The following is a 23201-nucleotide window of genomic DNA, read 5'->3' as shown; positions in this document are numbered from 1 at the left end:
GGTCCTCCTTTGCATAGGGACGTCTCCAGTGTAGCCGTCGCGCCCGCGCTCGTCCTTCTCGCCCGCCCGCTCATCCCGTCCGCCCCGAAGGTTATGCGACATCCCCGAGGTTATGCGGCATGGCTGGTCGAGAAGGACGCGGCGATTTTCGCGTTTGTGCAGGTGAGAGCCTCGGCCTTTTCTGCGCATAACCTCGCCAACGTCGCATAACCTCGGGGATGTCGCATAACCTCGGGGGCGAGGCTGGCGCGGCCCGCCCCCAGCCCGTTACCGACGGCACCGACCGGCCACGAAGTCGTCCGGCCGTCGCGGCGTCGCGGCCCGTATCATCGAGGGGATTGGAACGGACCGGCGCCGGCGCGCCTGACGAAGGAGGTCGCAATGGACAGGGTACTGGGCATCGACGTGGGCGGCACGAGCATCAAGGTTGGCCTCTTCACGCCCGAGGGCGAGCTGCTGGAGGAGCGCAAGATCCCCACGCCGGCGCTCACCACCGAGGATGCCTACGCGGTCGTGACCTCGGGCATCACGCGCGTCCTCGCCGCGCACGACAGCGCCCCGGCGGACGTCATCGCCTGCGGCCTGGACATCCCCGGCCCCGTGGCCGAGGACGGCACCGTGGGATTCCTCCCCAACATCGAGCTCGACCCCGAGGGCCTCGTCGGCGCCATCACCGCAACCTTCCCGCGCGCCACGGTCGCCTTCGTCAACGACGCCAACGCCGCCGCCCTCGGCGAGATGTGGGCGGGCTCGGCGCGCGGCGTCCAGAGCTTCGTCCTCATCGCCCTGGGGACCGGCGTGGGCGCCGGCGTGGTCGTGGGCGGTCGTCTCATCGCGGGCGCCTTTGGCGCGGGCGGCGAGGTCGGCCACATCACCGTCGAGCGAGACGAGCCGCTCACCTGCGGCTGCGGTCGCCACGGCTGCCTGGAGCAGTACGCCTCCGCCAAGGGCGTGGTGCGCCTCTACCTCGAGGAGTGCGAGCGTCGCGGCGTGAAGCCCGTCGACGTGGAGCACGCCACCGACACCCTCTCCGTCTTCCAGGCGCTCTCCGCCGGCGACGAGTGCGCGGCCATCGCCATCGACAAGATGTGCGACTACCTCGCCCTCGCCATGTCCCAGATCTCCTGCATCGTGGACCCGGGCATGTACCTGATCGGCGGCGGCGTGGCGGGCGGCTTCTCCACCTTCGCGCCCAAGCTGCGCGAGCGCTTCCAGGAGCTCGCGCTCTCGCCGTGCCGCGACGTCAAGATCGAGGCCGCCGGCCTCGGCAACCAGGCGGCCATGTACGGCTGCGCCTACGAGGCCCTGCGCCTCCGCGACGAGCAGTAGGGCACGTCCTTCTCGCCCGCGCGCTGAGCCCTGCGTCCCTGGGGCGCCCGCAGGTCCGCAAGACGGCCTGCGGGCGCCTCTTTCGTGCGGCTCGCGCCCGGTCGGGCGGCGCTCGGAGGGCTTTCGTTTTGCACTGGTCTGCGATAAGGGAAACCACCACCGGCGGGGATTGGCCGGCAAGTGGACCAAACGGTAAGCACTTGGCCTTTCTTTCGATTCCTTTCTCTTTTCTGCGAAATGCTGCGGCATAATGCAGATATGTGGTGTTCACGTGAAGAACACGAAGCGTTTTGATGCAAGAGAAAGGAGCGAGCATGGCAGAGAAGACCACCTACGACCTCCTGGCCGTGACGGGCTGTCCGACGGGCATCGCCCACACCTACATGGCCAAGGAGGCCCTGGAGAAGGCCGCCGCTGCCAAGGGCCTCACCATCAAGGTGGAGACCCAGGGCCAGGTCGGCGCGGAGAACGAGGTGACGCCCGCCGAGATCCGTGCGTGCAAGGCCGTCATCATCGCCGCCGACAAGGACGTCCAGCCCGAGCGCTTTGAGGGCAAGCCCCTCATCAGCGTCGGCGTGACCGCCGCCATCAAGGACCCGGATGGCCTGATCGACAAGGCCCTCGCCGCCAAGGCCGAGGGCGAGCTCTCCGCCGAGGTCGCCAACGCGTCGGCCGACGAGGTCGTCGAGAAGGAGTCCATCGGCCACCAGATCTACCGCCACCTCATGAACGGCGTCAGCCACATGCTGGTCTTCGTCGTCGCCGGCGGCGTGCTCACGGCCCTGTCGTTCCTCTGGGGCATCACGTCCTACGACTCCACGGCCTCCGACTACAACTCCTTCGCCGCGATGCTCAAGATCATCGGCGGCATCGCCATGAACCTCATGGTGCCCGTGCTCTCGGCCTACATCGCCGAGTCCATCGGCAAGCGCCCGGCGCTGGTCCCCGGCTTCGTCGCCGGCATGATCTCCATCCAGGGTCTGCCCGTCAACGCCGAGACCGGCCTCATCGACGCCGGCGGCGCGGGCGTTGGCTTTGGCTTCCTCGGCGGCATCATCGGCGGCTTCCTCGCCGGCTATGTGATCGTCGCGCTGGAGAAGGTCTTCAGCGGGCTGCCCCAGAGCCTCAACGGCCTCAAGGCCATGTTCCTGTACCCGCTGTGCTCCACCTTCATCGTCGGCCTCGTCATGCTGGGCATCTCCGGCCCCATGGCCGCCATCAACCAGGCGATGATGGACTTCCTGCAGGGCCTCTACAACGCCGGTCCGGTGCCGCTGGGTCTGGCCATCGGCTGCATGTGCGCGTTTGACATGGGCGGCCCCGTCAACAAGGCCGCCTACACAACCGGCACCCTGCTGCTCACCGAGGCCATCGCCGCCGGCGTGGGCACCGAGGCCTACAACTTCGGCACCAACTTCATGGCTGCCGTCTCCGCCGCCTGCATCGTCCCGCCGCTGATCACCACCTTCGCGGTCATCGTGGGCAAGAAGTACTTCTCGCAGGAGGACCACGACGCCGGCCTGGTCAACTTCATCCTGGGCTGCACCCACATCACCGAGGGCGCCATCCCGTTCATGACCAAGAACATCTGGCCCGTCATGCCGATCATGATGCTCGGCTCCGCCATCGCGGCCATCCTGACGATCTTCCTGGGCGTCCACGACCCCGCCCCGCACGGCGGCTTCCTCGTGCTGCCCGTCGTCGACGGCGGCCTGCAGTGGGTGATCGCGATCCTCATCGGCGCGGTCATCGGCGGCATCCTCTTCGTGCTCTTCAAGAAGTACGACTACGACAAGAACGGCGGCAAGATCGCCGAGTAGCTCGGACGAGCGCTTGTCCCGGGGCCCGGCCATGCCGGGCCCCTTCTGTCACCACGCGAAGAGCTGGGAGGAGCAGCCGTGATCTACACCCTCACCACCAACCCCGCCGTCGACATGAACGTCAACGCGGGCACCCTCACCACCAAGAAGGTCAACCGCACGCGCGACGCGGTCTACACCCCCAACGGCAAGGGCCTGAACGTCTCGTTCACGCTGAAGCACTACGGGGTGGACTCCGTGATTCTGGGCTTCTTCGGTGGCTTCTCCGGCGACTACATCGTCCGCGAGGCCGAGAAGCGCTGCCCGGTGCGTCCCGTCCAGATCGACGGCATCACCCGTGTCAACATCTTCGTGACCACGCCCGAGGGCGAGTACAAGTTCCCCAACGCGGGCGCGCCCGTGAGCCGCGAGAAGCAGCTCGAGATGCTGGAGCTGCTGCGCGACCTCGACGACCTGGAGGTCCTCGTGGTCTCCGGCAGCCTCTCGCCCGAGATGGACGCCTCCTACTACGACGAGCTGATCGACGTGTGCCAGGAGAAGGGCGCTGAGTTCGTGCTCGACATCTCCCACCCGCACCTCGCCGAGCTCGTGGAGCGCCATCCGCTGCTGATCAAGCCCAACGACGAGGAGGTCGCGGAGATCTTCGGCGTGGACGTGAGCGACGAGGGCGACATCCTCGCGGCGCTCGCGCACATCCACGAGCGCGGCGCCAAGAACGTGCTGCTTACGCTCGGTGGCGAGGGTGCGTACTTCTCGAACGGAGAACACGTCTGGCGCGCGAGCGCGGCCAAGGTCGACGTGCTCTCCACCGCCTGCGCCGGCGACGCCACGCTGGCGAGCTTCCTCTCCGCGTGGCTCGGCGCCCGTGACGAGGTCGAGCCCGCCCTGGTGCGCGCGATGGCCACGGGCGGCAACGTCGCCATGTGCGCCGGCCTCGGCGACTTCGCCCTGGTGGACGAGATCGCCAAGTCCATCGAGGTGACGCAGCTCTCCTAGCGATGCCGTGCACGAACGTGCCGACTTGGCAGACGGGCGAGAAGAACCCCCTCGCCGTCCGCCGACGGATTCTTTCGCTTTGCAAGAAAAGAAGGTTTCCGAAAGCCCTCCTTCTCCGGAGCGTCGTACGCTTTTCAGGGAAGGGGGGCTTTCATGGCTCATGAGAACCAGGGGCGCATGCTCGCCGTGGAGCGGCGCCAGCGCATCATCGAGATGCTGGAGAACCACTCGTCGGTGCTGATCGCCGACATCTGCCGCGAGTGCGGCGTGTCCGCGGTCACGGCCCGCGCCGACCTCGACTACCTCGAGGGCGAGGGCAGGCTCAAGCGCACGCACGGCGGTGCGGTCCCCATCTCGGAGTACGTGATCCCGCGCGTGTCCGAGCGCGTCCGCAAGAACGCGCGGGCCAAGCAGGCCATCGCGCGCTGCGCGGCCGAGCGCGTGAGCGACGGCGAGATGATCCTCGTGGGCAGCGGCTCCACCACGCTGGAGTTCGTCAAGGCGCTGCGTGGCAAGCACGACCTCACGATCGTGACCAACTCGTGCCACATCATCGAGTATGCCGAGCAGTACCTCCCCGACGTCACGATCATGTCCACGGGTGGCGTGCTGGCGCGAAAGTACCGCCACTACTACGGCCCGCTCGTGGGGGCGAGCCTTGCGGACGTCTATCTTGACCAGGTGTTCCTCGGCGCCGACGGCTTTGAGCCGAGCTTTGGGTTCCTCGCCGAGTACGAGCAGACGACCTACGCGAAGGTCGAGTTTCTCAAGCACGCGCGCACCAAGGTCATCCTCATGGACTCGAGCAAGGTGGGGGCCGGGCGCTCCTTCCTGCGCTTTGCCAAGCCCGAGGACGTGGACGTCGTGATCATGGAGAAGGACCCCGGTGGGATGGTCCGAGAGGCCTGCAACCAGGGCGAGCACGAGGTGCAGGTCATCGAGGCCCTGGGCGCCGAATAGAAAAGGGCGGCGCGCCAGAAGCGCGCCGCCCTCCCTGGTCCCTGAGATGTCGCCCTACGCGCGACCCACGGAGCCGAGGTTGTTCATGCGGACCTTGACCAGCTCGGTGATCTCGGCCATGCCCGGCTTGGCCGGCTTCTTGGGATCGAAGGCGCCGGGGTTCTCGGCCATGTAGCCCATGAAGCCGCGCATGTAGGCCTGACGCAGTTCGGTGGCGTAGTTGACCTTGCAGATGCCGTTCTTGACGGCCTCGGCGACCTGCTCGTCGGGCACGCCGGAGGTGCCGTGGAGCACGAGCGGCACGTCGACGGCGGCGCGGATGGCCTTCACGACCTCCTGCTCGATGTGCGGGGTCTCGGTGTAGACGCCGTGCGCGGTGCCCACGCCGATGGCCAGCGACGTGCAGCCGGTGCGCTCGACGAACTCGCGGGCCTCGTCGGGGTCGGTGTAGGGGTTCTCGCCCTCGACCGCCGGGCCGTCGTCCTCCTTGCCGCCGACCTTGCCGAGCTCGGCCTCGACGGGCACGCCCATGGCGCGGCCGGCGTCGGCGACGAGCTTGGTGAGGGCGATGTTGTCCTCGAAGGTCTCGTGGGAGCCGTCGATCATGACGGAGGTGTAGCCCGTGCGCAGGGCCTGCATGCAGCGGTCGTAGCCGTCGCCGTGGTCGAGGTGCAGGGCCACCGGCACGCTCGCGCGCTCGGCCGCAGCCTTGACCATGCCGTAGAAGTAGTCCAGGCCGGCAAACTTCACGGTGCCGGGCGTGGTCTGCATGATCACCGGGGACTTGGTCTCCTCGGCGGCCGCGAGCACGGCCATGACGAACTCGAGGCTCTCGATGTTGAAGGCGCCGACCGCATAGTGGTTGGCCTGGGCGTCGAGAAGCATCTCCTTGGTGGTGACGAGCATCCAAAACTCCCTTCCTCAGAACCTGCTGATGCCGCCATTGTACGTTCGCGCGCTGGCGGCGGGCTCCGTCATATGCTGCGGGCGGCGCCGCGCGTGCGGCGGAAGGGAAAGCAAAGGAAGGACCACGGCAACGATTTCGCGGTACATCCACACCACGCCTGGACCGGTTTGGGTTCAAGTTTTTGGACACGATGCGACGAGCGGAGAGAGCCGCGTTGATTACCTCGCGTTTTGTGCACGGCCGACATGCCGTCAGGGGAACGACGAACCCAAACCGCGAGAGGGGCTGCGTCTGACGGTGCCGCTTGTCAAAAGGAAAGCAAAAACAATGTGTTAGATTGACTTTAAAGAAAGCAAAGGAAACACAATTCGTACACATCCGCCGAGAAGAACGGACCCTCCATGCCCGACATGTCCTCGGAGGAGCGTCGCTCCGCCATCCTCTCCATGCTCGATCGCGCGACGTCCGTGCAGGTGACCCAGCTTGCCGACGCCTTCGGCGTGAGCCGCGTGACCGCCCGAGCCGACCTTGACGCCCTGGCGCGCGACGGCAAGCTGCGGCGCACGCACGGCGGGGCCGTCTCGCTCTCCAAGACGCTTACCGTCTCCGTCCAGGAGCGGCGCATCAACGTCAACGTTGAGGCCAAGCGGACGATCGCGCGGCTCGCGGCGCCGCTCGTCGAGGACGGCGACTCCGTGCTCGTGGACTCCGGCACCACGGCGCTCGAGTTCGTGCGCGCCATCTCCGGACGCACGGGCGTGACCGTCGTGACCGACGACCTCACCATCGCCGACTATGTGGACCGCTCGGCGCCCTCTCTCGACGTCATCATGCTCGGGGGGAGCCTGCGCAAGGGCCACCGCTACACGGCCGGGCCGCTCGCGCTGCGCGCCCTCGAGGTGCTGCACCCCGTCAAGGCGTTCGTCTCTCCCACGTCCTACGTCCCCGGTCGCGGCCTCATGACCAACAACCAGGACATGGCCGAGCTCAAGCGCGCGTTCCTGGCGTGCGCCGAGCGCACCTACGTGCTGCTCGACTCCTCCAAGGTGGGGGCGCCCGGCCTGCTCTGGTTTGGGACGCTCGCCGACGTGGAGGCGCTCATCACCAACGAGGACCCCGGCGAGGCCGTCTCCGCGGACGGCGAGGAGCTGGGCTGCCGCATCATATACTAGGGAGCGTTGCGAAAGGGGATCCCATGGCCGTGAAGCTCATCCTTACCGACATCGACGGGACGATTCTCCCCGCAGGCGAGAAGACCGTCTCCGCGCGTACGGTAGCGGCGATCCATGTCGCCCTCGACGCCGGGATAGCAGTGGGCCCCGCCAGTGGCCGAGGCTACGCCTGGATTCCCGACTTCTTCGGCGGTGACGCCGCATGCTGCGCGACAGCGCTCGCGACCAATGGCCTGCAGGTCTACGTGGACGGCGAGAAGGTCATGGAGCAGACGCTCGACCGGGGAGCGCTGGAGCGGCTGCGCGCGATCGTGGTGGAGACGCCGCATGCGGGTCTCGCCTGCTTCGACGGGCTGACGCCGCTCGTTGCCGCCGGTACGCGCGACGATCTCGCGAAGGCGTTTCCGGCCTATGGCGAGAGGTGCGTCGAACTGGGGAGCCTGCCCGACTTTGCCGTGGTGAAGGCGAACGTCTTCTCCGGTGCTGGGAGCGATGCCATGGCTGATCTGGTCGCCCGGCTGAACGCAGAGGTCACTGCCTTCGATGTCGACCGCGCGATGCCCGCTTACTCCAACGTCATGCCCCGCGGGTGGAATAAGGGAAGTGCCGTGAGGTGGCTCGTCGAGCGTCTGGGCGTGGGCCTGGACGAAGTTGTGGTCTTCGGTGATGCCAACAATGACCTGCCCATGTTCTCCGTCGTCCCCAACTCGGTCGCCGTGGCAGGTGCCTCGTCTGAGGCGGCCGCCGCCGCTCGCTGGCACATCGGTGCCTGCGAGGACGACGCCGTTGCCGCTGCCATCGAGGCGCTGGCGCGCGGGGAGTGGCCCTTCGTATAAAAGGACCGACCATACATACCTACCCGAATTCGACCGCAGAACCGCTCAAAACAGGTAGGTATGTATGGTCGGCAAGAGTGGCCGGGCGAGGAGTCCGCTACGCCACGCGCTCCACGCTGGTCTGGGAGCGCAGATCGTCGGCGACGGCCATGTCGAAGTGGCCCGTGCTCGCGGAGAGGCAGTTGGCGCTCGCGCAGCTCATGGCGTAGGCGAGCTGCTCCTCGACGGACATGCCGCGCGCGATCGCGACGGCGAATGCGCCCACCATCGTGTCGCCGGAGCCCACGGGGTTCACCACGTCGATCTTGGGCGCACGGCCGCGGAAGACGCCCTCCGCGCAGGCCATGACGGAGCCGTCGCCACCGAGCGAGACCACGACCTTCTCTATGCCGCACTTCTCGTGCACCTCGCGCGCGGCGGCCACGATCTCGTCAATCGACTCGGGCTTGCGGCCCAGGATGGCCTGGATCTCGTCGGTGTTGGGCTTGATCATCGTGGGACGCGCCTCGAGGCTGTTCACGAGCAGCGTGCCCGAGGTGTCGAGAATCGCGGGCTTGCCCGCAGCGCGCACGACGGCCACGAGCTCGCGGTAGATGTCCACGCCGGCGCCGGCCGGGACGCTCCCGTTGAACGTCACCACGTCGGCGCGCGCGGCGATCTCGGCGACCTTGGCGCGGATGGCGGCGACCTCCTCGCTGCCCACCGGGCGTCCCGGCTCGAGGAACTCGGTCGAGCGCCCGTCGGGCTCGAGGACGTTCACGCAGCAGCGCGTCTCGGCCTCGACATGGACGAAGTCGTGCTCGATGCCGTCGGCGTCGAGCAGCTCACAGAGCAGCCGTCCGTTGTTGCCGCCCACAAAGCCGGTGGCGACGACCTTCTCGCCGCAGGTGGCAACGGCGCGGGCGGCGTTCAGCCCCTTGCCGCCGGCGTTGTCGATGCAGGTCTCGACGCGCATGACCGTCCCGTCGACGAGCGGGCAGGCGAGCTGATAGGCCTTGTCGATGGAGGCGTTGAGGGTGACGGTGGAGATCATTGGTGCTCCTTCGTGTGGGTTCACGTGCGGCTGTGATGCACCCCTGCATCTTATCGTCCAATTGAGGCTCGGGCCCGCGAGAATGGGGCGGGAACGTTCTCGGTTTCGATTGCTTACGTTTTGGCGTTATTTCTCGGAACGGAAAGAGTGGGGGTCTTCGCGTACGCGGCTGGTGGTGCGAACGCGCTCAACAAACCCCAGCTTAACGAAATGCCGTCTCGGCAAGGTACCGTCCAGTTAATACCAGTTGATGGAGAAAGCGAATGCCAAAAAGAAAAGGAGAACAAAGAAATAAGGATCGAAAACCATCTGTAAACAAACTAAACACAATCAAAACAGTTTGGAAAAGACCAGTTAAACAACGCCATCTACCGTGAGCGGTAGAAAAGAACCGATAAGCGGCACAAGGCAGTCTTTTGCAGGAATCGTGAAGGGAAAGTGACGGAAATCGGGTAGAGTGGGTTAGCAAGCCGTATGGTAGTAACCAGTTAATGGCAGACAACAGACAAAGGAGAGGCAATGGTCGGTTGCGTTCTCACGGGTCACGGCGTCTTCGCCGAGGGCGTCGGCGCAGCGCTGGAGATGGTCGGCGGCCCGCAGCAGGACTTCGCGAAGGTCACCTTCCTCGAGGACGAGGCGGGCGAGTTCCCCGCGAAGATCTCCGGAGCGATCGCCGAGATGGCCGAGAAGTGCGGCGATGTCGTCGTCTTCTGCGACCTCATGGGCGGCACCCCGTTCAACCAGGCCATGATGGCCGGCGCCTCCATCCCCGGCGTTCGCGTGGTCACGGGCGTCAACCTGCCCATGCTGCTCGAGTGCATGTCCATGCGCACCGACTCCACCACCGCCGAGGAGCTCTGCCAGACCGCCGTCGAGATCGGCCAGATGGGCATCGCCGCCCCCGTGCTGGAGACGGCCGCCGCGGACGAGCCCGAGGACGGTGACGGGATCTAATGCCGGAGAACTTCCTCGACAACGTCCTGGCGTCCTCCGTCGTCCTTCTCGCCTTCCTCGTCCTGATGGGCCTCGTGTTCACCATCTGGTCGTTCGTCAAGATGCGCAAGAAGCGCCAGTACTTCGAGAAGGTCCACAAGGAGCTCGCGCCCGGCCAGGAGGTCATGTTTGGGGGCGGCATCTTTGGCACCGTCAAGGAGGTCAACGGCGACCGCGTGGCGGTCAAGGTCCGCTCCGGCGCCATGCTCGACGTCTCGCGCTACGCGATCCAGCAGATCGACTAAGGCAGTGTCGCGGAGGGGGAGCGTCCCCTTCGCGTTTACCAGACTCGGCAAGAGAAAGGGATAAAGATGGCAGAGCCCAACATTCTCCTCACCCGCATCGACAACCGCCTCATCCACGGCCAGGTTGCCACCCAGTGGAACTCCACCATCGGTGCCAACCTCATCCTCGTCGCCAACGACGAGGTGTCCACCAACACCATGCGTCAGAACCTCATGAAGATGGCCGCCCCCACCGGTGTCGCCACCAGGTTCTTCTCGCTCCAGCACACGATCGAGATCATCGGCAAGGCCTCGCCCAAGCAGAAGATCTTCATCATCTGTGAGAACCCTGAGGATGTGCTCACGCTCGTCAAGGGCGGCGTGCCCATCAAGAAGGTCAACATAGGCAACATGCACATGGCTGAGGGAAAGCGTCAGGTCGCCACTTCGGTCGCAGTGAGCGACGAGGATGTTGCCGCTTTCCGCGAGCTGCAGGAAAGGGGGGTCGAGCTGGAGATCAGGCGTGTCCCGAGCACGCCGGTCGAGGACGTCAACAAGCTTTTCTCGTAAGCGACCACAGGGTTCTTGGTGCGCGGTGACGCCGCGCACGAAACGCAACGTCTTTATAAAGACATCTGAAAGGAGGGGCATAAGATGGAAGTTGGTGCCATTCAGATTGCACTTATCTTCATCGTCACGTTCATCGCGGCCATCGACCAGTTCGACTTCCTGGAGTCGCTGTATCAGCCGATCGTGACCGGTCCCATCGTGGGCGCCATTCTCGGCAACGTCGAGCTTGGCCTCGTCGTCGGTGGTACGTATCAGCTCATGACCATCGGTAACATGCCGATTGGTGGTGCGCAGCCGCCCAACGCCGTCATCGGCGGCATCATGGCGGCCATCTTCGCCTGCACGCTCGAGAACATGGATCCCAACCTCGCTGTCGCCACGGCCATCCCGTTCGCGATGCTTGGTCAGTACGGCGTGACGCTGTTCTTCACGCTCCGTGCTCCGCTCCTCGAGTTCTTCCGCGGGTGCGCCGAGAAGGCTGACACCAAGGGCATCACCAAGTGGACGATCGTCTCCGAGGTCATCCTCGGCCTGATCTTCGCCGTCATCGTGACCCTGTTCTTCATCGCCGGCCTCGCCGTCGGCCAGCAGGTCGTCGACGCCATCCCCGAGTGGCTCAACACCGGTCTGTCCCAGGCGGGCAACATGATGAAGTTCGTCGGCTTCGCCATCCTGCTCAAGATCATGATGAGCCGCGACATGTGGGGCTTCTTCTTCATGGGCTTCGGCCTCGCCCTCATCGCGACCAACATCCCGGCCATCTCTGGCCCTGCCCTGCTCATCCTGACCCTCATCGGCTTCGGCATCGCCTTCTGGGACTTCCAGCAGCAGACCGAGCTGAAGGGCGCTGTCGCTGACGGAGGTGACATGGAAGATGGCATCTAACGAGTTCGTTGTCCCGGAGCGCTACGAGGACCTGACTCCGGCTCCCAACGTTGACCAGAAGACGCTGAACCGCATGGCTCTGCGCTCCTGCTGGCTCCAGTCCTCGTTCAACTACGAGACCATGCAGTCCGGCGGCTGGCTCTTCGCCATGATCCCCGGCCTCGAGAAGGTCCACACCAACAAGAACGACCTCGCCGCGTCGATGTACCACAACCTGGACTTCATCAACACGCACCCGTTCCTGGTGACCTTCGTCATGGGCATTGTTCTCTCCCTCGAGCAGAACAAGGTCGACACCCAGACCATCCGCGCCGTCCGCATCTCCGCGGCCTCCCCGCTCGGCGGCATCGGCGACGCCCTGTTCTGGCTGACGCTCGTGCCGATCACGGCCGGCATCACCTCGAACATGGCCCTCGAGGGCAACATCATTGCCCCGATCATCTTCCTGGTGATCTTCAACGCGGCCCAGTTCGCCTGCCGCTTCGGCCTGATGAACTGGTCCTACAAGGTCGGTACGAGCGCCATTGACGCCCTTACCGCCAACATGCAGGCGTTCACGCGTGCCGCCTCCATCCTCGGCGTGTTCGTCGTCGGCGCTCTGACCGTCACCATGGGTGCCACCCAGATCAACCTCACGATCCCGAACGGCACCACCCGTGGCCTGTCCGCCACCACCGTGGTCGTGTCCAACGAGGAGGCCGAGAACTTCGCCGACCTCGCCGTCGACACCGAGACCGCCGAGGCTGGCACCCTCGCCATGACCGACATGGAGGGCAACGCCCTCACCGCCGCTGACGCCGACGGCAACGCCGTCACCACCGGCATCGTCGACCTTGGCAACGGCATGAGCCAGGTCACCTACGGCACCGTCACCGAGTCCCCGGTCAGCTACTCCGTGGCTTCCACCCTCGACTCCGTGATGCCCAAGCTCGTCCCGCTCGCCCTCGTCATGCTGCTGTACTTCCTCTTCGCGAAGCACAACTTCACCCCGATCAAGGGCATCATCCTGCTCCTGGTCATCGGCATCCTGGGCTCCGGCTGCGGCCTCTGGCCGAGCATCTGGTAGCGCGAGCTAGCCATCCTGGGAGGCGCGCGGTCTTTCCGCGCGCCTCCCTTCTCTCCGGTTCCACCCGGGTATGTTCGGAATGCGCGGGGCAGATGCCCCAGCGGGCTCGTCCGCCTCGCGCTCTGGGCATATCGACGACGAGCGAAAGGGGGCGCATGGCAACCGTCACGAGAAAGCAGCCGCTCTACGACCAGCTCGTCGACCTTCTCCGCGAGAAGATCGAGAACGACATGGAGCCGGGTGACCTGCTGCCCTCCGAGAGGGACCTCTCGGAGCGCTACGGCCTCTCGCGCACCACGGTTCGTCTCGCCCTCAAGGAGCTCGAGACGATGGGCCTGATCACGCGTCGGCACGGGAAGGGGACCTTCGTCTCCGACTCCGCGCGCGAGGCCACCAACCTCATGGGCGCCTACAGCTTCACCGAGCAGATGCGCAGCCTCGGCCGCGTCCCCAGGACCGTCATCCTGGACTTCAAGGCCCTCGAGGCGACCAAGACCGTCGCCGAGCACATGCGCCTGCGCCTGGGCGAGACGGTGTTCCGCATGCGCCGCCTGCGCCTCGCCGACGAGATCCCCATGATGGTGGAGCAGACGTATCTCCCCGCGAACGAGTTCGCCGGCCTCACCAAGGCCGTCGTGGAGAGCAAGCCCCTCTACGACATGATGGAGCAGAACTTCAACGAGAAGATCAAGCTCGCCGAGGAGGAGTTCTACGCCAGCATCGCCCGCGGCGCCGACGCCGCGGAGCTGGGCATCGCCGAGGGCGCGCCGGTGCTTGAGCTCGTTCGCACCACCTACAACGTGAAGAACATGGTCGTCGAGTACACGCACAGCGTGGCGCGCGCCGACCAGTTCAAATACAAGGTAACGCATGTCAGAAGCTAGGCGGGGAGCCTAGGGAAGGGAGCAGGATATGTTCGAGAAGGACGTGGAGACCCTCACCTCCATGGGGGCGCAGATCACCACCGCGGAGATCAAGCAGCAGCCCGAGCTGTGGAGGGACACGCTCGAGATCTACAAGGCCAACCTCGACGCCATCACCGCGTTCCTCGCCGAGGCCCGCGCCATGGGCGAGGGTCGCCTCTCCGTCGTCTTCACCGGCGCCGGCACCTCCGACTACGTCTCCGACACCTGCGCCCCGTACCTGCGCCGCGCCGGTGACCGCTCGCTCTACGACTTCAAGCCCGTCGCCACGACCGACATCGTCTCCGCGCCGCGCGACTTCCTGAACCCCGACGAGCCCACGCTGCTCGTCTCGTTCGCGCGCTCCGGCAACAGCCCCGAGTCGCTCGCGGCCGTCGAGGTCACCCGCACGTTCGTGAAGAACGTCCGCTTCCTCAACATCACCTGCGCGCCCGAGGGACGCCTCGCCGTCGAGTCCGCCGACGACCCCAACGCCCTCACGCTGCTCATCCCGCGCGCCAACGACAAGGGCTTCGCCATGACCGGCTCCTATAGCTGCATGACGCTGCTCTCCACCCTCATCTTTGACACCGCCTCCCTCGAGCAGAAGGCCGCCTGGGTCGAGACCATCGCCAAGATGGGCGAGCAGGTCGTCGCGCGCGAGGACGAGGTCGCGGCGTTCCTCGCCGGCGACTACACCCGCGTGACCTACCTCGGCTCCGGCTCCTTCGTCGGCCTCGCCCAGGAGGCGCAGCTCAAGATCCTCGAGCTCGCCCACGGCCTCGTGGCCACCTCCTGGGACAGCTCCATGGGCTACCGTCACGGGCCCAAGTCCTTCGTGGACGACAAGACCCTGGTCTTCGTCTTCGTGAACAACGACGAGTACACCCGCCAGTACGACCTCGACATCCTGAACGAGATCGGCGGCGACAAGATCGCGCAGAAGACGATCGCCGTCCAGCAGGACTGCGGCCCCGTCTTTGACGGCGAGTCCTTCACCTTCTCCGGCTTCGACGCGGTCCCCGAGGGCTACCTCGCGCTCCCGTTCGTCATGGTCGGCCAGACGGTCTCGCTGCTCAACTCCGTGCGCGTGGGCAACACGCCCGACACGCCGAGCCCCACCGGCACGGTCAACCGCGTGGTCAAGGGCGTCACCATCCACCCGTTCCAGGCGTAGGGAAAACTCACGGACTCGGACGGCCCGGGGGACGCGTGCCCCCGGGCCGTTTCCCAAGGGGGAATAGAAATGAGCACGTTCGCCATCAAGGCCGCCAGCTTTGTCCTTCCGGGTGCCACCATGCAGGGCGGCTACCTCACCATCGCCGACGGCAAGTTCGTGGGCTGGTCCGAGGAGGCCCCCGACTGCGAGATCCACGACCTCAGCGGCTGCATCGTGGGCCCGGGTCTCGTGGACACGCACATCCACGGCTTCTACAACCACGCCACGACCGACCGCGACCCCGCCGGCATCGACGCCTCGAGCGTGGAGCTCGCCCGTCGCGGCACCACCTGCTGGCTGCCCACCACCTTCACCGAGTCGGTCGACCAGATCGCCGATTCCTGCGCGGCCATCGCCGCGGCCGACGAGGGTCGCGACGAGTCTTTCGTGGGCGCCCGCATCGGCGGCATCTACCTAGAGGGCCCGTTCTTCACCGAGGCCCACGTCGGTGCCCAGAACCCGGTCTATCTGATCGACCCGAGCGTCGAGGTCTTTGACTCCTGGCAGGAGAAGGCCGGCGGGCGCATCGTCAAGAGCGCGCTCGCGGCCGAGAAGGACGGTGCGTGCGAGTACTGCGCCGCCCTCGACGCGCGCGGCGTCGTCACCGCGATCGGTCACTCTGACGCGCATCACGACGAGGCCCTGGCCGCCGTCAACGCCGGCGCGAGCTGCTTCGTCCACACCTACAACGGCCAGCGCGGCCTGCACCACCGCGACCCGGGCGTCACGGGGACGGCCATGACGACCAACGGCACCTACGCCGAGATCATCTGCGACGGCAAGCACGTCGTCCCGGCCGCCATCAAGGCGCTCGTCTCGGCCAAGGGCTGGGAGCACACCGTGCTGATCACCGACTGCCTGGGCTGCGGCGGCATGCCGGAGGGCGAGTACATGTCCGGCGGCCTGCCCGTCGTCATGAGGGGCGGCCTGTGCTACCTGCGCGACGGCAACTCCATCGCCGGCTCCGTCCTCACGCTCGCCGAGGGCGTCAAGAACATGGTCGACTGGCAGATCGTGACCGCCGAGCAGGCCATCCGCATGGCCACCGAGGTCGCTGCCCGCTCCGCGCGCATCGACGACCGCTTTGGCTCCATCAAGCCGGGCCGCGACGCCGACCTCACCGTCTTCAACGCCGACATGACGCTCGCCGCCACCTATGTGGGCGGCACCCTCGTCAAGTAGCACCCGTAACACGCACCAGAAGAGGGGCGGGAGACCTTGGTCTCCCGCCCCTCGTCGTCTCTTCGGCGTCAGCGCCTTGCCGTGAAGGTCATGAAGCCAACCTGGAAGAAGAAGTCGTCCCCGTGGAACGCCTCCTCCAGGTCGTCGAAGACCTCGCGGTACCACTCCACGTCGGCCTTGACGCCCTCGTCGTCGGGGTGCCGTGACGCCATCGTCATCAGGTCCTCGACGATGAACGAGAAGTACGTCTGGAAGAGGGCGGAGCGCTCGTCCTGGTCGAGGCCGATCGTGGTGAGCCCGTTCTTCTCGAGGGTGATGTCCTTGAAGCCGGCCTTCTTGAGAAAGCCCGGGATCTGGCGGCCGCTCTCGCGGAAGCCGGAGGTCTCGAGGTAGCTGCAAATGCGGAACACCCGCTCGAACGCGCCCTCCTCGTCGGGGAACGCGAGGTTCTCGCCGTCGTCGATGTCGCGGACAAAGAGCGTGGCCCCCGGCTTCATGAAGCGCTTCACGCGCTGGAGCAGCTGGAACGGCTTCTTGAGGTGGAGGATGAGCATGGAGACGTTGACGTGGTCAAAGCCGGCCAGGTCATGCTCCTCGAGGTAGGTCGTGAGCGTCTGGTTGAGCCGGTCGCGATCCTCGACGTCACACTGCACGAACTCGACGCCCTCGCGGCCGTGCTCGCGGTTTGCCTGCTCGACGGCCGACTCGTTGAACTCGAGGCCGAGGATGGACGAGACCTGGGGCGCGTCCCCGAGTCGGGCCATGAGGCACGAGCCGTCGTTCGACCCGAGGTCGAGCACCGCGAGGTTCTCGCGGCCGGCGAGCAGCTTGTCGTAGACCGGCCGGTCAAAGTCCTCGAGCAGCTCCTTCTGCACGCGCAGCCGCTCGCTCTCGAGCGCCGTGATGCGGTGGTACTGGTTGCTCACGCGCCTCCCCTCGAAGTTCCCCGACTCCGAGGCCGGAAGGTTCCCCGCCTGCGCGGGCTCGGGCACGCGCTCGATCTGGAGGATGTCGGCGAGCATCTCGTAGAGGTTGTCGATCGCCGCCTCGAGCGACTTCGACGTCGCGTCGATCCAGTGGAGGCGCTTGATGTAGTACTCCATCGCCCGCGACATCGACTCGTCGTCGATCTTGAAGGGGACGATCGTGAGGTTGCCCTCGATGACCTTCTGATAGGCGATCTCGACCTCGTTCAGGACGTGAGGGGAGTCGGACGCCGTCTTGCTGAGGATGAGGACGAGCACCTTGGAGGACTCGATGGCGTCGACGATGCTCGTCGCGTAGTCGCCGATGACGTCTCGTGGCGCATACCAGCAGCGGATCCTTCGGGACTCGAGGACGGAGACGACGTTGTCGGCGATTGACTTCGACTCGTGCTCGTAGCTGATGAAGACGTCGGGCATGGGGACCTCCAGGTGCCATGGGTTGCTTGCGACATGGTATGCCCGGACATCGCCGCCCGGCGCCTCAATTCGGGCACGGGATTCGATTCTCTGGCGCGCGGCACGCTGGGCGCGAGAATGGGCCGCGCCGCCGATTCCCGGGCTTTCAGGTAACCGAACGGTGACATCGCGCGCGTAGAATCGGATGGTGTCGGCTCGCCGGCGAAACGGAGGACGCCCCCATGCGCGCACTGACGTTCGAACTGAAGAGCATCCCGAACCTCTCCCTGGTCAAGTACTCCACGCTTGGCGCCAGGGGCGTGGGCGGGGTCCTCGACGCGCATCTCGCGTTCCTCCGGCTCTTCGCGCACCGGCCCAACACGAGCCTCCACCTCTTCTACGTCTATGACCCCACGCGACCGGACGGCGAGCGCATGTCGGTCCACCTGGCCGTCGCGCAGGGCGACGAGCAGGGTGCCGTGGGGCTGGACGACGTGGAGGAGATCGTCCTCTCGTCCCCGCTCGCGCACTACTTCGACCTTCGCCCCTGTCATCTCGGGGGCGACGAGACGCTGCGTCCCGGACAGATCGTGAGCCTGCTCGGCCCCCGGTCGTCGGCCGAGAAGGGCGCGCCCCCCATGCGCTTCTCGCACCTCGCGTCCCTCTCCAAGAGGGCGAGGTTCATGCGCACCTCCGACAACCCCGTCGGCTACTTCGGCGTGCCGCCCTACGAGGGCAACGAGGAGTCGCGCCTCTACGCGATGATGCGCCTCATGCAGAACCTCGACCTCCCCGTGGCGCTGCGCGTCGACCTCCACCCCACGGAGCGAGCGACGACCCTGCGCGACTCGCTGCCGCTCGCCGAGGTCTGGCAGCGCTCCCAGCGCTCGCTCGCCGCGCACGACTACGCGCTCGACCAGGTCGAGCGGAGCTACGAGGACCTCCTGGACTCGCTCGAGGGCTCGCCGCTCTTCCACGTGAACGCGGTCGCCCTCGCTCGCGACGCGGAGATCGCGCGCGCCGTGCTCGACGCCGCCGCCTCGGAGGCGGTCGGCAAGGGCAGCCTGGACGTCGCCCTCTACGAGGGGGAGTTCGACGTGTTCTCGCTCATGGCTCCGCTCGGCCCGAACGAGGTCCGTGCCAGCGCCGACGGCTCGATGGTCCTCGTCGCCCGCCGCGACGCGTCCGGCGGCCCCTGCCTCCCCGGCTTCACGCAGGTCGACGCCCGGGCGAGCTCCTACGCCCAGCGCGACGTCTGCAACCTCTTCACGCTCGAGGACGCCGCCTGTCTGTTCCGCCTCCCCGTCCTCAACGAGGGCGAGGCGGTCCAGCTGCGCAAGGAGACCGCCCCGAGCCCGGTCCCGGGGGAGAACAACCTGCTGCTCGGCGCCGACTCGTTTGGCCAGCGCGCCTACTTCGAGCTGCGCAAGCTGAACAAGCACGCGTTCATCTCGGGCGTGCCCGGATCGGGCAAGACCAACACCATGCTCCACCTGGCGACCACGCTCGTGAACCGCGGCGTGCCCATCCTGGTCCTGGAGCCGGCCAAGCACGAGTACCGCGCCCTGCTCAACGTCAGGCTCGCACAGGAGGTGCGGGTCTTCTCGCCTGGCGGCGACCTGGCGTTCCCGATCCGCATCAACCCGTTCCAGATTCCCTACGGCGTGACGGTGGGCCAGCACATCAGCCGCCTCTGTGAGGTCTTTGGCGCGTCGTTCCCGCTCACCGAGTCGCTGCCGTTCCTCCTGGACCGCTCCATCGAGACGATCTACCGCCGGCACGGGTGGCTTCCCAAGGACCGCTCGCAGCCCGGGGACTCCCGCGGCTGGCCCACGCTCACGGAGCTCTACGAGCAGATGGGCAAGGAGGTCGAGAGCGAGAGCTACGCGGGCGAGGTTCGCGGGAACCTCCAGGCGGTCCTGCGCGTGCGCATAGGCTCGCTGCTGCGCCGAGAGCTCGGCGAGGTCCTCGACGTGCCCGTCTCCACCTACGAGCCCAACGAGTGGCTCCGCATGTCCGCCGTGGTCGAGCTGGAGTCGCTCGGGCACGACGAGGCGAACTTCCTCACGCTGCTGCTGCTCACGCTCCTGCGGGAGTGCCTGATGGTCAACGCGGTGTACGAGGGCGACCTGCCCGTCCGCCACGTGATCTTCGTGGAGGAGGCGCACAACCTCGTGGCGCCCAAGGCCGAGCGGGTCTCGGGCAACGACGCCGACCCCAAGGTGGCGGCGACGGTCCTGCTCTCGGACATGCTGCGCGAAGTGCGCGCCTACGACGAGGGCATCGTCATCGCGGACCAGCTGCCGACGGCCATCGCACCCGAGGTCCTCAAGAACACCGGCCTCAAGGTCGGCCTGCGCATGACGTCCGCCGACGACCGCAGCCTGCTGGGTTCGATGATGGCGGCGAGCGGCGTCCAGCTCGAGCGCATGGCGACGGCCGACCCCGGCTGCGCGCTCGTGCTCTACGAGGGGCTGCAACGGCCGTTCGAGATACGCATGGCCGAGTGGCTCGGTACCCCCGGCACGCCGGAGTACGTGGAGAGCCGAGAGGAACGCGCGCTCGCGGCGACGCCTCTTGCCGCGTCCGAGCTCGCGGCTCGCCTCGTCTCCGAGGACGCCCCGTGGTACCGGGCGCTGCGCCTCGCCGTCCCGAGAAACGACGCCGACGCGGTCCGCGCGCAGATCGCCGCCGCGGACCGGCGCTACGCGCCCGTCTTCGAGGCAATCGAGCGGCTGGAGCGCGAGCTGCCGGGCGTTCTCGACGACGATGAGGCGCACCGCGCGCTCCTCGAGGAGGTCGACGCCGCGCTGCACGAGGCGCTCGGGACCTGGCCCCTGGCGCAGGACGGAACGCCCCTGCTCCCCAACCTCAATCCGGTGACCAAGGCATACAACGCCGCGAAGGACGCCCTCAACGAGCGCGCGCGCGGCTGGGAGGCCCTGGGCATGCCGACGTTCGCCGAGACGGGCAACCTCCCGGCGGGCACCCTGCTGCGCCCGCGGATGGAGAGGGTCGAGAGGCGTGCGGTCAGGGAGTACACCGACTGCGCCGCCCTGTTCGCGGAGCGGACCGTGCGGCTCTGGGACGCGGGGATGGAGCGCTTTGGCGGCGCGTACGCGCACCCGGGTGGGGCCAGGGAGTTCGACGAGATGCGGCGGAAGATGAGCAACTACGCCCGCATCTCCCGCGAGGCGATGCGCAAAGACGATGAGATTTCGAGCATGGAGGGAGTGATCGGAGATGCCCATTAGGGAGATTGAGACGGGACTGGACGAGGTCGGCGAGCGGCTGCGCGAGGCCAACGAGACGGGCGCAGAGATCGCCGACGACCGCGAGAGCCAGAAGAGTGCGCTCGAGGGATTCAGCTTCGCCGAGGCGAAGGACGAGGAGGCCCTTGCGGAGGCCAGGGAGTCAGCCCATGAGGAGGCGCAGGAGGACTTCGAGGACCGCGTGAGGGAGCCGCTCGACGAGGCCGCCGCCGAGAGCCAGGAGATCCAGGCAACGGCGCAGGCCGAGGCCAGCGAGACGCAGGAGGGCGTCTCCAGGCTCGACCAGGCCGGGGACGCCGCCGATTACGGCGCCTCGGCCATCGAGGCGGCGGCCTCCGGGGCGCGCGAGACGGTCGACCAGCTGGAGGACCTGCGCGAGGATGCGGCCCGCGGCCTCGAGGAGGCGTTCGGCGAGGCGGCCGTGAACGAGGCGCGCCTCTAGCGCGCGGGACGGGCACGGACCATGGGGGTGGAGAACCAGCTCGAGCGCGCCGAGAGGCTCGTGAGGGAGATCGAGGAGGCGGAGCGCGACGTGAGTCGCGCCGAGGCGAGGCTCGCTGCGGCACGGCAGCGCGCCGCCTCCGTGCGCTCGCGCCAGTCCAGCACCGACAGGAGGGCGGCCGAGAAGGCCAGGAACGAGGCACGCGAGGCGGACGCCGCGGTGGGTGCCGCCGAGACGGCGCTCGAGCAGGCCCGTCGCAAGCTCGGCACCTCGCGCGCCGCGCGCGAGGAGCTCGGCCGCGGCATGGTCAGGTACGTCTCGGATCAGAACCGCGCCGTCGCGCAGGTCCGCAAGGCCATGGCGGCCGCCCCGTACGGGCGAGAGGACCTCTCCCGGCTGCGGCAGCAGGCGACGGGCCACGCCCGGACCGGCAACCGCGTGCTCCAGATCCTGGGCATGGAGACGATCGCACTCGACGAGGGCGAGGACCCCAGGGCCCCGATCCCCTCCGCCGGCGCCGTCGCCTCCCGCGCGCCGGGCGGTCTCGACGAGAGCCAGTCGTTTGCGACCGTGGGCGCCCCGTCGGTCCCCGCAAGCTACGTCGCCCGACGTGCGGGCGAGCCCGTCCTCGGCACCGGGCTCGAGGATTTCGCCGAAAACTTCCGCTACGACCTCAGGCGCTCGCTCGGCAAGATGGCGCCGCCGCCGGGCCTGCTCTTCTCGCCCGCGCCGCTGCCGATGGGCTATGACGAGCAACAGCTTGCGGAACGGGTGCTGAGAGGGTATGCGGACCAGCTCGGGGACACCCCGTACGCCCCGGCGGTCATGGATCGCCTGCGACAGGTGGCGGACGAGGAGCTCGCCCCGTTCTCGCTCGGGACGCACCCGCGCATCATGGCGGTCGACCGTCCGAACGACCCGCCCGAGCAGAGCGAGCACTGCAACCCCCATCCCGCTGCGGACGTCGAGGCGTCCTGGGTCCTCTGCTCGCACGCCTACGGCCCCGACTCCCCGGAGGCGCAGGCCGCCGCCTGGCGCTATCTCGAGACCATCGAGACATCCGACAAGGAGCTCTCCGCCCGGCTCGACCGTGCGCGCCCGATCGCCGAGGCGGCGCGCCAGAGCTACTACGCCTTCTCCGACGCGCATGACGTCACGGCGCTCACGAGCGACGAGTACCTCGAGTTCTCGCGGCTCAAGGCGGCGAGCGACGAGGCGGGAGAGATCGAGCGCGAACTCGAGCGGGCGCTCGGGCGCGTCAGGAGCCGTCGTGCCGAGGTGGAGCAGGGCCTCGATCCTGCGAGGCGCACCACGTTCACCGGCCGCGGTGGCACGCGCGACTTCGAGCACGCCTATGACGGTCTCATCACGGTCCCGCAGGGCTACGTCTACGACGACACGATGGGCTGCTGCGGCGTCGCCACCACGGGTGGCATGGCAAACCAGCAGACGGGGGAGCGCAACGGCTACCCTCGCTACCTGGAGCGCTTCTACTCGAGCCACAACATGCACTACGAGTTTGATCTGGACGAGCGCGATAAGAACGGCGGCACGAGTGCAGCGCGGAGGGTCAGCGTGCTGCGCTCCTACGGCCTCTCCGCGGGCACCCGGACCTTCGGAATCGGCGTGCGCGCGCAGGATCAGGTGAGCCTGGAGCAGCTCGCCCAGCTGAGCGAGCGCGGCTACTCCCTCGCTCTGTCCCTACACGCGGAGGACCTCCTCGGCCGCGACATCGCCCCGCGGCCGCTTGTGATGCCATCCGGTGCCAACACAGAAGAGTGGGAGGTAAACCACAGCGTCGCCGTCGCCGGCTTCGATTTCGACGCCGCTGGCAAGGTCACGTGCATGTGGGTAAGTGACACGGGTGGGTTCCTCCAGGGGCTCGGCCTCAGGACCAACCGCATCCCCATCACGCGCGAGAGATTTGAGAAGATGCGAGGAAGCACGCTGTATATGACGGTGGAGTGGGCGCTGCAGCCCGGCTCCGGCCATCCGTCCCAGCCGTAAGGGA

Annotated in this window: 20 protein-coding genes; 17 read left to right on the top strand and 3 right to left on the bottom strand. The window is 67.2% G+C overall.

The genetic code is table 11. From position 1 onward, the window contains the following. Positions 1 to 381: 381 nt before the first annotated feature. From B5F73_RS07425 to B5F73_RS07410, 4 genes are all read left to right on the top strand, one after another. Positions 382 to 1329 (top strand): ROK family protein, encoded by a 948-nt coding sequence (locus B5F73_RS07425; protein ID WP_087227618.1) that lies wholly within the window; start codon positions 382 to 384, stop codon positions 1327 to 1329. A gap of 314 nt (positions 1330 to 1643) precedes the next feature. After that, positions 1644 to 3149: a PTS fructose transporter subunit IIBC gene (locus B5F73_RS07420; RefSeq protein WP_087227617.1), complete on the top strand. Its 1506-nt coding sequence runs from the start codon at positions 1644 to 1646 to the stop codon at positions 3147 to 3149. Positions 3150 to 3227: 78 nt separating this feature from the next. Further along, positions 3228 to 4145 (top strand): 1-phosphofructokinase, encoded by a 918-nt coding sequence (locus B5F73_RS07415; protein WP_087227616.1) that lies wholly within the window; start codon positions 3228 to 3230, stop codon positions 4143 to 4145. A gap of 153 nt (positions 4146 to 4298) precedes the next feature. Continuing rightward, positions 4299 to 5105 carry a DeoR/GlpR family DNA-binding transcription regulator gene (locus B5F73_RS07410; protein ID WP_087227615.1) on the top strand — a complete coding sequence of 269 codons (807 nt, stop codon included), beginning with the start codon at positions 4299 to 4301 and terminating at the stop codon, positions 5103 to 5105. A gap of 54 nt (positions 5106 to 5159) precedes the next feature. On the opposite strand, the gene B5F73_RS07405 is transcribed toward B5F73_RS07410, so the two are convergent. Further along, positions 5160 to 6011: a class II fructose-bisphosphate aldolase gene (locus B5F73_RS07405; protein WP_087227614.1), complete on the bottom strand. Its 852-nt coding sequence runs from the start codon at positions 6009 to 6011 to the stop codon at positions 5160 to 5162. 402 nt (positions 6012 to 6413) lie between these two features. Here B5F73_RS07405 and B5F73_RS07400 point away from each other — a divergent pair, with 402 nt between their 5' ends. Together B5F73_RS07400 and B5F73_RS07395 are read left to right on the top strand one after the other, a co-directional pair. Then, positions 6414 to 7184 carry a DeoR/GlpR family DNA-binding transcription regulator gene (locus B5F73_RS07400; RefSeq protein ID WP_087227613.1) on the top strand — a complete coding sequence of 257 codons (771 nt, stop codon included), beginning with the start codon at positions 6414 to 6416 and terminating at the stop codon, positions 7182 to 7184. Positions 7185 to 7207: 23 nt separating this feature from the next. Next, entirely contained in the window at positions 7208 to 8020 is an 813-nt protein-coding gene (locus B5F73_RS07395) for an HAD family hydrolase (RefSeq protein WP_087227612.1), read from the top strand. 97 nt (positions 8021 to 8117) lie between these two features. On the opposite strand, the gene B5F73_RS07390 is transcribed toward B5F73_RS07395, so the two are convergent. Beyond that, positions 8118 to 9053 carry a 1-phosphofructokinase family hexose kinase gene (locus tag B5F73_RS07390; RefSeq protein WP_087227611.1) on the bottom strand — a complete coding sequence of 312 codons (936 nt, stop codon included), beginning with the start codon at positions 9051 to 9053 and terminating at the stop codon, positions 8118 to 8120. Positions 9054 to 9572: 519 nt separating this feature from the next. On the opposite strand from B5F73_RS07390, the gene B5F73_RS07385 reads away from it, so the two are divergent. The 8 genes from B5F73_RS07385 to nagA all read left to right on the top strand — a co-directional run bounded on the left by B5F73_RS07385 (position 9573) and on the right by nagA (position 16094). After that, entirely contained in the window at positions 9573 to 10007 is a 435-nt protein-coding gene (locus B5F73_RS07385; RefSeq protein ID WP_087227610.1) for a hypothetical protein, read from the top strand. Continuing rightward, positions 10007 to 10291: a preprotein translocase subunit YajC gene (gene yajC, locus B5F73_RS07380; RefSeq protein WP_087227609.1), complete on the top strand. Its 285-nt coding sequence runs from the start codon at positions 10007 to 10009 to the stop codon at positions 10289 to 10291. The genes B5F73_RS07385 and yajC overlap by 1 nt, the downstream gene beginning before the upstream one ends. 66 nt (positions 10292 to 10357) lie before the next feature. Next, a complete protein-coding gene (gene agaV, locus B5F73_RS07375) occupies positions 10358 to 10840 on the top strand; it encodes a PTS N-acetylgalactosamine transporter subunit IIB (protein ID WP_075577111.1) in 483 nt (160 codons plus the stop codon). 84 nt (positions 10841 to 10924) lie between these two features. After that, positions 10925 to 11725: a PTS sugar transporter subunit IIC gene (locus tag B5F73_RS07370; RefSeq protein WP_087227608.1), complete on the top strand. Its 801-nt coding sequence runs from the start codon at positions 10925 to 10927 to the stop codon at positions 11723 to 11725. Next, a complete protein-coding gene (locus B5F73_RS07365) occupies positions 11715 to 12791 on the top strand; it encodes a PTS system mannose/fructose/sorbose family transporter subunit IID (RefSeq protein WP_087227607.1) in 1077 nt (358 codons plus the stop codon). The genes B5F73_RS07370 and B5F73_RS07365 overlap by 11 nt, the downstream gene beginning before the upstream one ends. A gap of 155 nt (positions 12792 to 12946) precedes the next feature. Beyond that, positions 12947 to 13675 carry a GntR family transcriptional regulator gene (locus tag B5F73_RS07360; RefSeq protein ID WP_087227606.1) on the top strand — a complete coding sequence of 243 codons (729 nt, stop codon included), beginning with the start codon at positions 12947 to 12949 and terminating at the stop codon, positions 13673 to 13675. 28 nt (positions 13676 to 13703) lie between these two features. Next, on the top strand, positions 13704 to 14870 hold the full coding sequence (agaS, locus tag B5F73_RS07355) for a tagatose-6-phosphate ketose isomerase (protein WP_087227605.1): 1167 nt from the start codon (positions 13704 to 13706) through the stop codon (positions 14868 to 14870). A gap of 69 nt (positions 14871 to 14939) precedes the next feature. Further along, the gene (gene nagA / locus B5F73_RS07350) at positions 14940 to 16094 is read left to right on the top strand and encodes an N-acetylglucosamine-6-phosphate deacetylase (protein WP_087227604.1); all 1155 of its coding nucleotides are present in this window, start codon (positions 14940 to 14942) and stop codon (positions 16092 to 16094) included. Between the two features lie 68 nt (positions 16095 to 16162). On the opposite strand, the gene B5F73_RS07345 is transcribed toward nagA, so the two are convergent. Continuing rightward, positions 16163 to 17497: a TIR domain-containing protein gene (locus tag B5F73_RS07345; RefSeq protein WP_087227603.1), complete on the bottom strand. Its 1335-nt coding sequence runs from the start codon at positions 17495 to 17497 to the stop codon at positions 16163 to 16165. 221 nt (positions 17498 to 17718) lie between these two features. Between B5F73_RS07345 and B5F73_RS07340 the strand changes: the two genes are divergently transcribed. The 3 genes from B5F73_RS07340 to B5F73_RS07330 are packed head-to-tail and all read left to right on the top strand — an operon-like array spanning position 17719 to position 23197. Then, a complete protein-coding gene (locus tag B5F73_RS07340; RefSeq protein WP_087227602.1) occupies positions 17719 to 20730 on the top strand; it encodes a DUF87 domain-containing protein in 3012 nt (1003 codons plus the stop codon). After that, positions 20720 to 21190, top strand: coding sequence for a hypothetical protein (locus B5F73_RS07335; RefSeq protein WP_087227601.1), 471 nt, complete (start codon positions 20720 to 20722; stop codon positions 21188 to 21190). The genes B5F73_RS07340 and B5F73_RS07335 overlap by 11 nt, the downstream gene beginning before the upstream one ends. 21 nt (positions 21191 to 21211) lie before the next feature. Then, positions 21212 to 23197 (top strand): hypothetical protein, encoded by a 1986-nt coding sequence (locus tag B5F73_RS07330; protein WP_087227600.1) that lies wholly within the window; start codon positions 21212 to 21214, stop codon positions 23195 to 23197. Positions 23198 to 23201: the final 4 nt, after the last annotated feature.

The organism is Olsenella sp. An270 (assembly GCF_002159735.1).
GTDB lineage: Bacteria > Actinomycetota > Coriobacteriia > Coriobacteriales > Atopobiaceae > Thermophilibacter.
The sequence above is the reverse complement of the archived record's forward strand: the minus strand, read 5'-3'. Positions and strand labels throughout refer to the sequence as shown.

Coding starts and splice junctions, on each gene's coding strand:
- B5F73_RS07425 (WP_087227618.1), top strand. CDS start 382: ATGGACAGGGTACTGGGCATCGACGTGGGCGGCACGAGCATCAAGGTT.
- B5F73_RS07420 (WP_087227617.1), top strand. CDS start 1,644: ATGGCAGAGAAGACCACCTACGACCTCCTGGCCGTGACGGGCTGTCCG.
- B5F73_RS07410 (WP_087227615.1), top strand. CDS start 4,299: ATGGCTCATGAGAACCAGGGGCGCATGCTCGCCGTGGAGCGGCGCCAG.
- B5F73_RS07405 (WP_087227614.1), bottom strand. CDS start 6,011: ATGCTCGTCACCACCAAGGAGATGCTTCTCGACGCCCAGGCCAACCAC.
- B5F73_RS07400 (WP_087227613.1), top strand. CDS start 6,414: ATGCCCGACATGTCCTCGGAGGAGCGTCGCTCCGCCATCCTCTCCATG.
- B5F73_RS07395 (WP_087227612.1), top strand. CDS start 7,208: ATGGCCGTGAAGCTCATCCTTACCGACATCGACGGGACGATTCTCCCC.
- B5F73_RS07390 (WP_087227611.1), bottom strand. CDS start 9,053: ATGATCTCCACCGTCACCCTCAACGCCTCCATCGACAAGGCCTATCAG.
- B5F73_RS07385 (WP_087227610.1), top strand. CDS start 9,573: ATGGTCGGTTGCGTTCTCACGGGTCACGGCGTCTTCGCCGAGGGCGTC.
- yajC (WP_087227609.1), top strand. CDS start 10,007: ATGCCGGAGAACTTCCTCGACAACGTCCTGGCGTCCTCCGTCGTCCTT.
- agaV (WP_075577111.1), top strand. CDS start 10,358: ATGGCAGAGCCCAACATTCTCCTCACCCGCATCGACAACCGCCTCATC.
- B5F73_RS07370 (WP_087227608.1), top strand. CDS start 10,925: ATGGAAGTTGGTGCCATTCAGATTGCACTTATCTTCATCGTCACGTTC.
- B5F73_RS07365 (WP_087227607.1), top strand. CDS start 11,715: ATGGCATCTAACGAGTTCGTTGTCCCGGAGCGCTACGAGGACCTGACT.
- B5F73_RS07360 (WP_087227606.1), top strand. CDS start 12,947: ATGGCAACCGTCACGAGAAAGCAGCCGCTCTACGACCAGCTCGTCGAC.
- agaS (WP_087227605.1), top strand. CDS start 13,704: ATGTTCGAGAAGGACGTGGAGACCCTCACCTCCATGGGGGCGCAGATC.
- nagA (WP_087227604.1), top strand. CDS start 14,940: ATGAGCACGTTCGCCATCAAGGCCGCCAGCTTTGTCCTTCCGGGTGCC.
- B5F73_RS07345 (WP_087227603.1), bottom strand. CDS start 17,497: ATGCCCGACGTCTTCATCAGCTACGAGCACGAGTCGAAGTCAATCGCC.
- B5F73_RS07340 (WP_087227602.1), top strand. CDS start 17,719: ATGCGCGCACTGACGTTCGAACTGAAGAGCATCCCGAACCTCTCCCTG.
- B5F73_RS07335 (WP_087227601.1), top strand. CDS start 20,720: ATGCCCATTAGGGAGATTGAGACGGGACTGGACGAGGTCGGCGAGCGG.
- B5F73_RS07330 (WP_087227600.1), top strand. CDS start 21,212: ATGGGGGTGGAGAACCAGCTCGAGCGCGCCGAGAGGCTCGTGAGGGAG.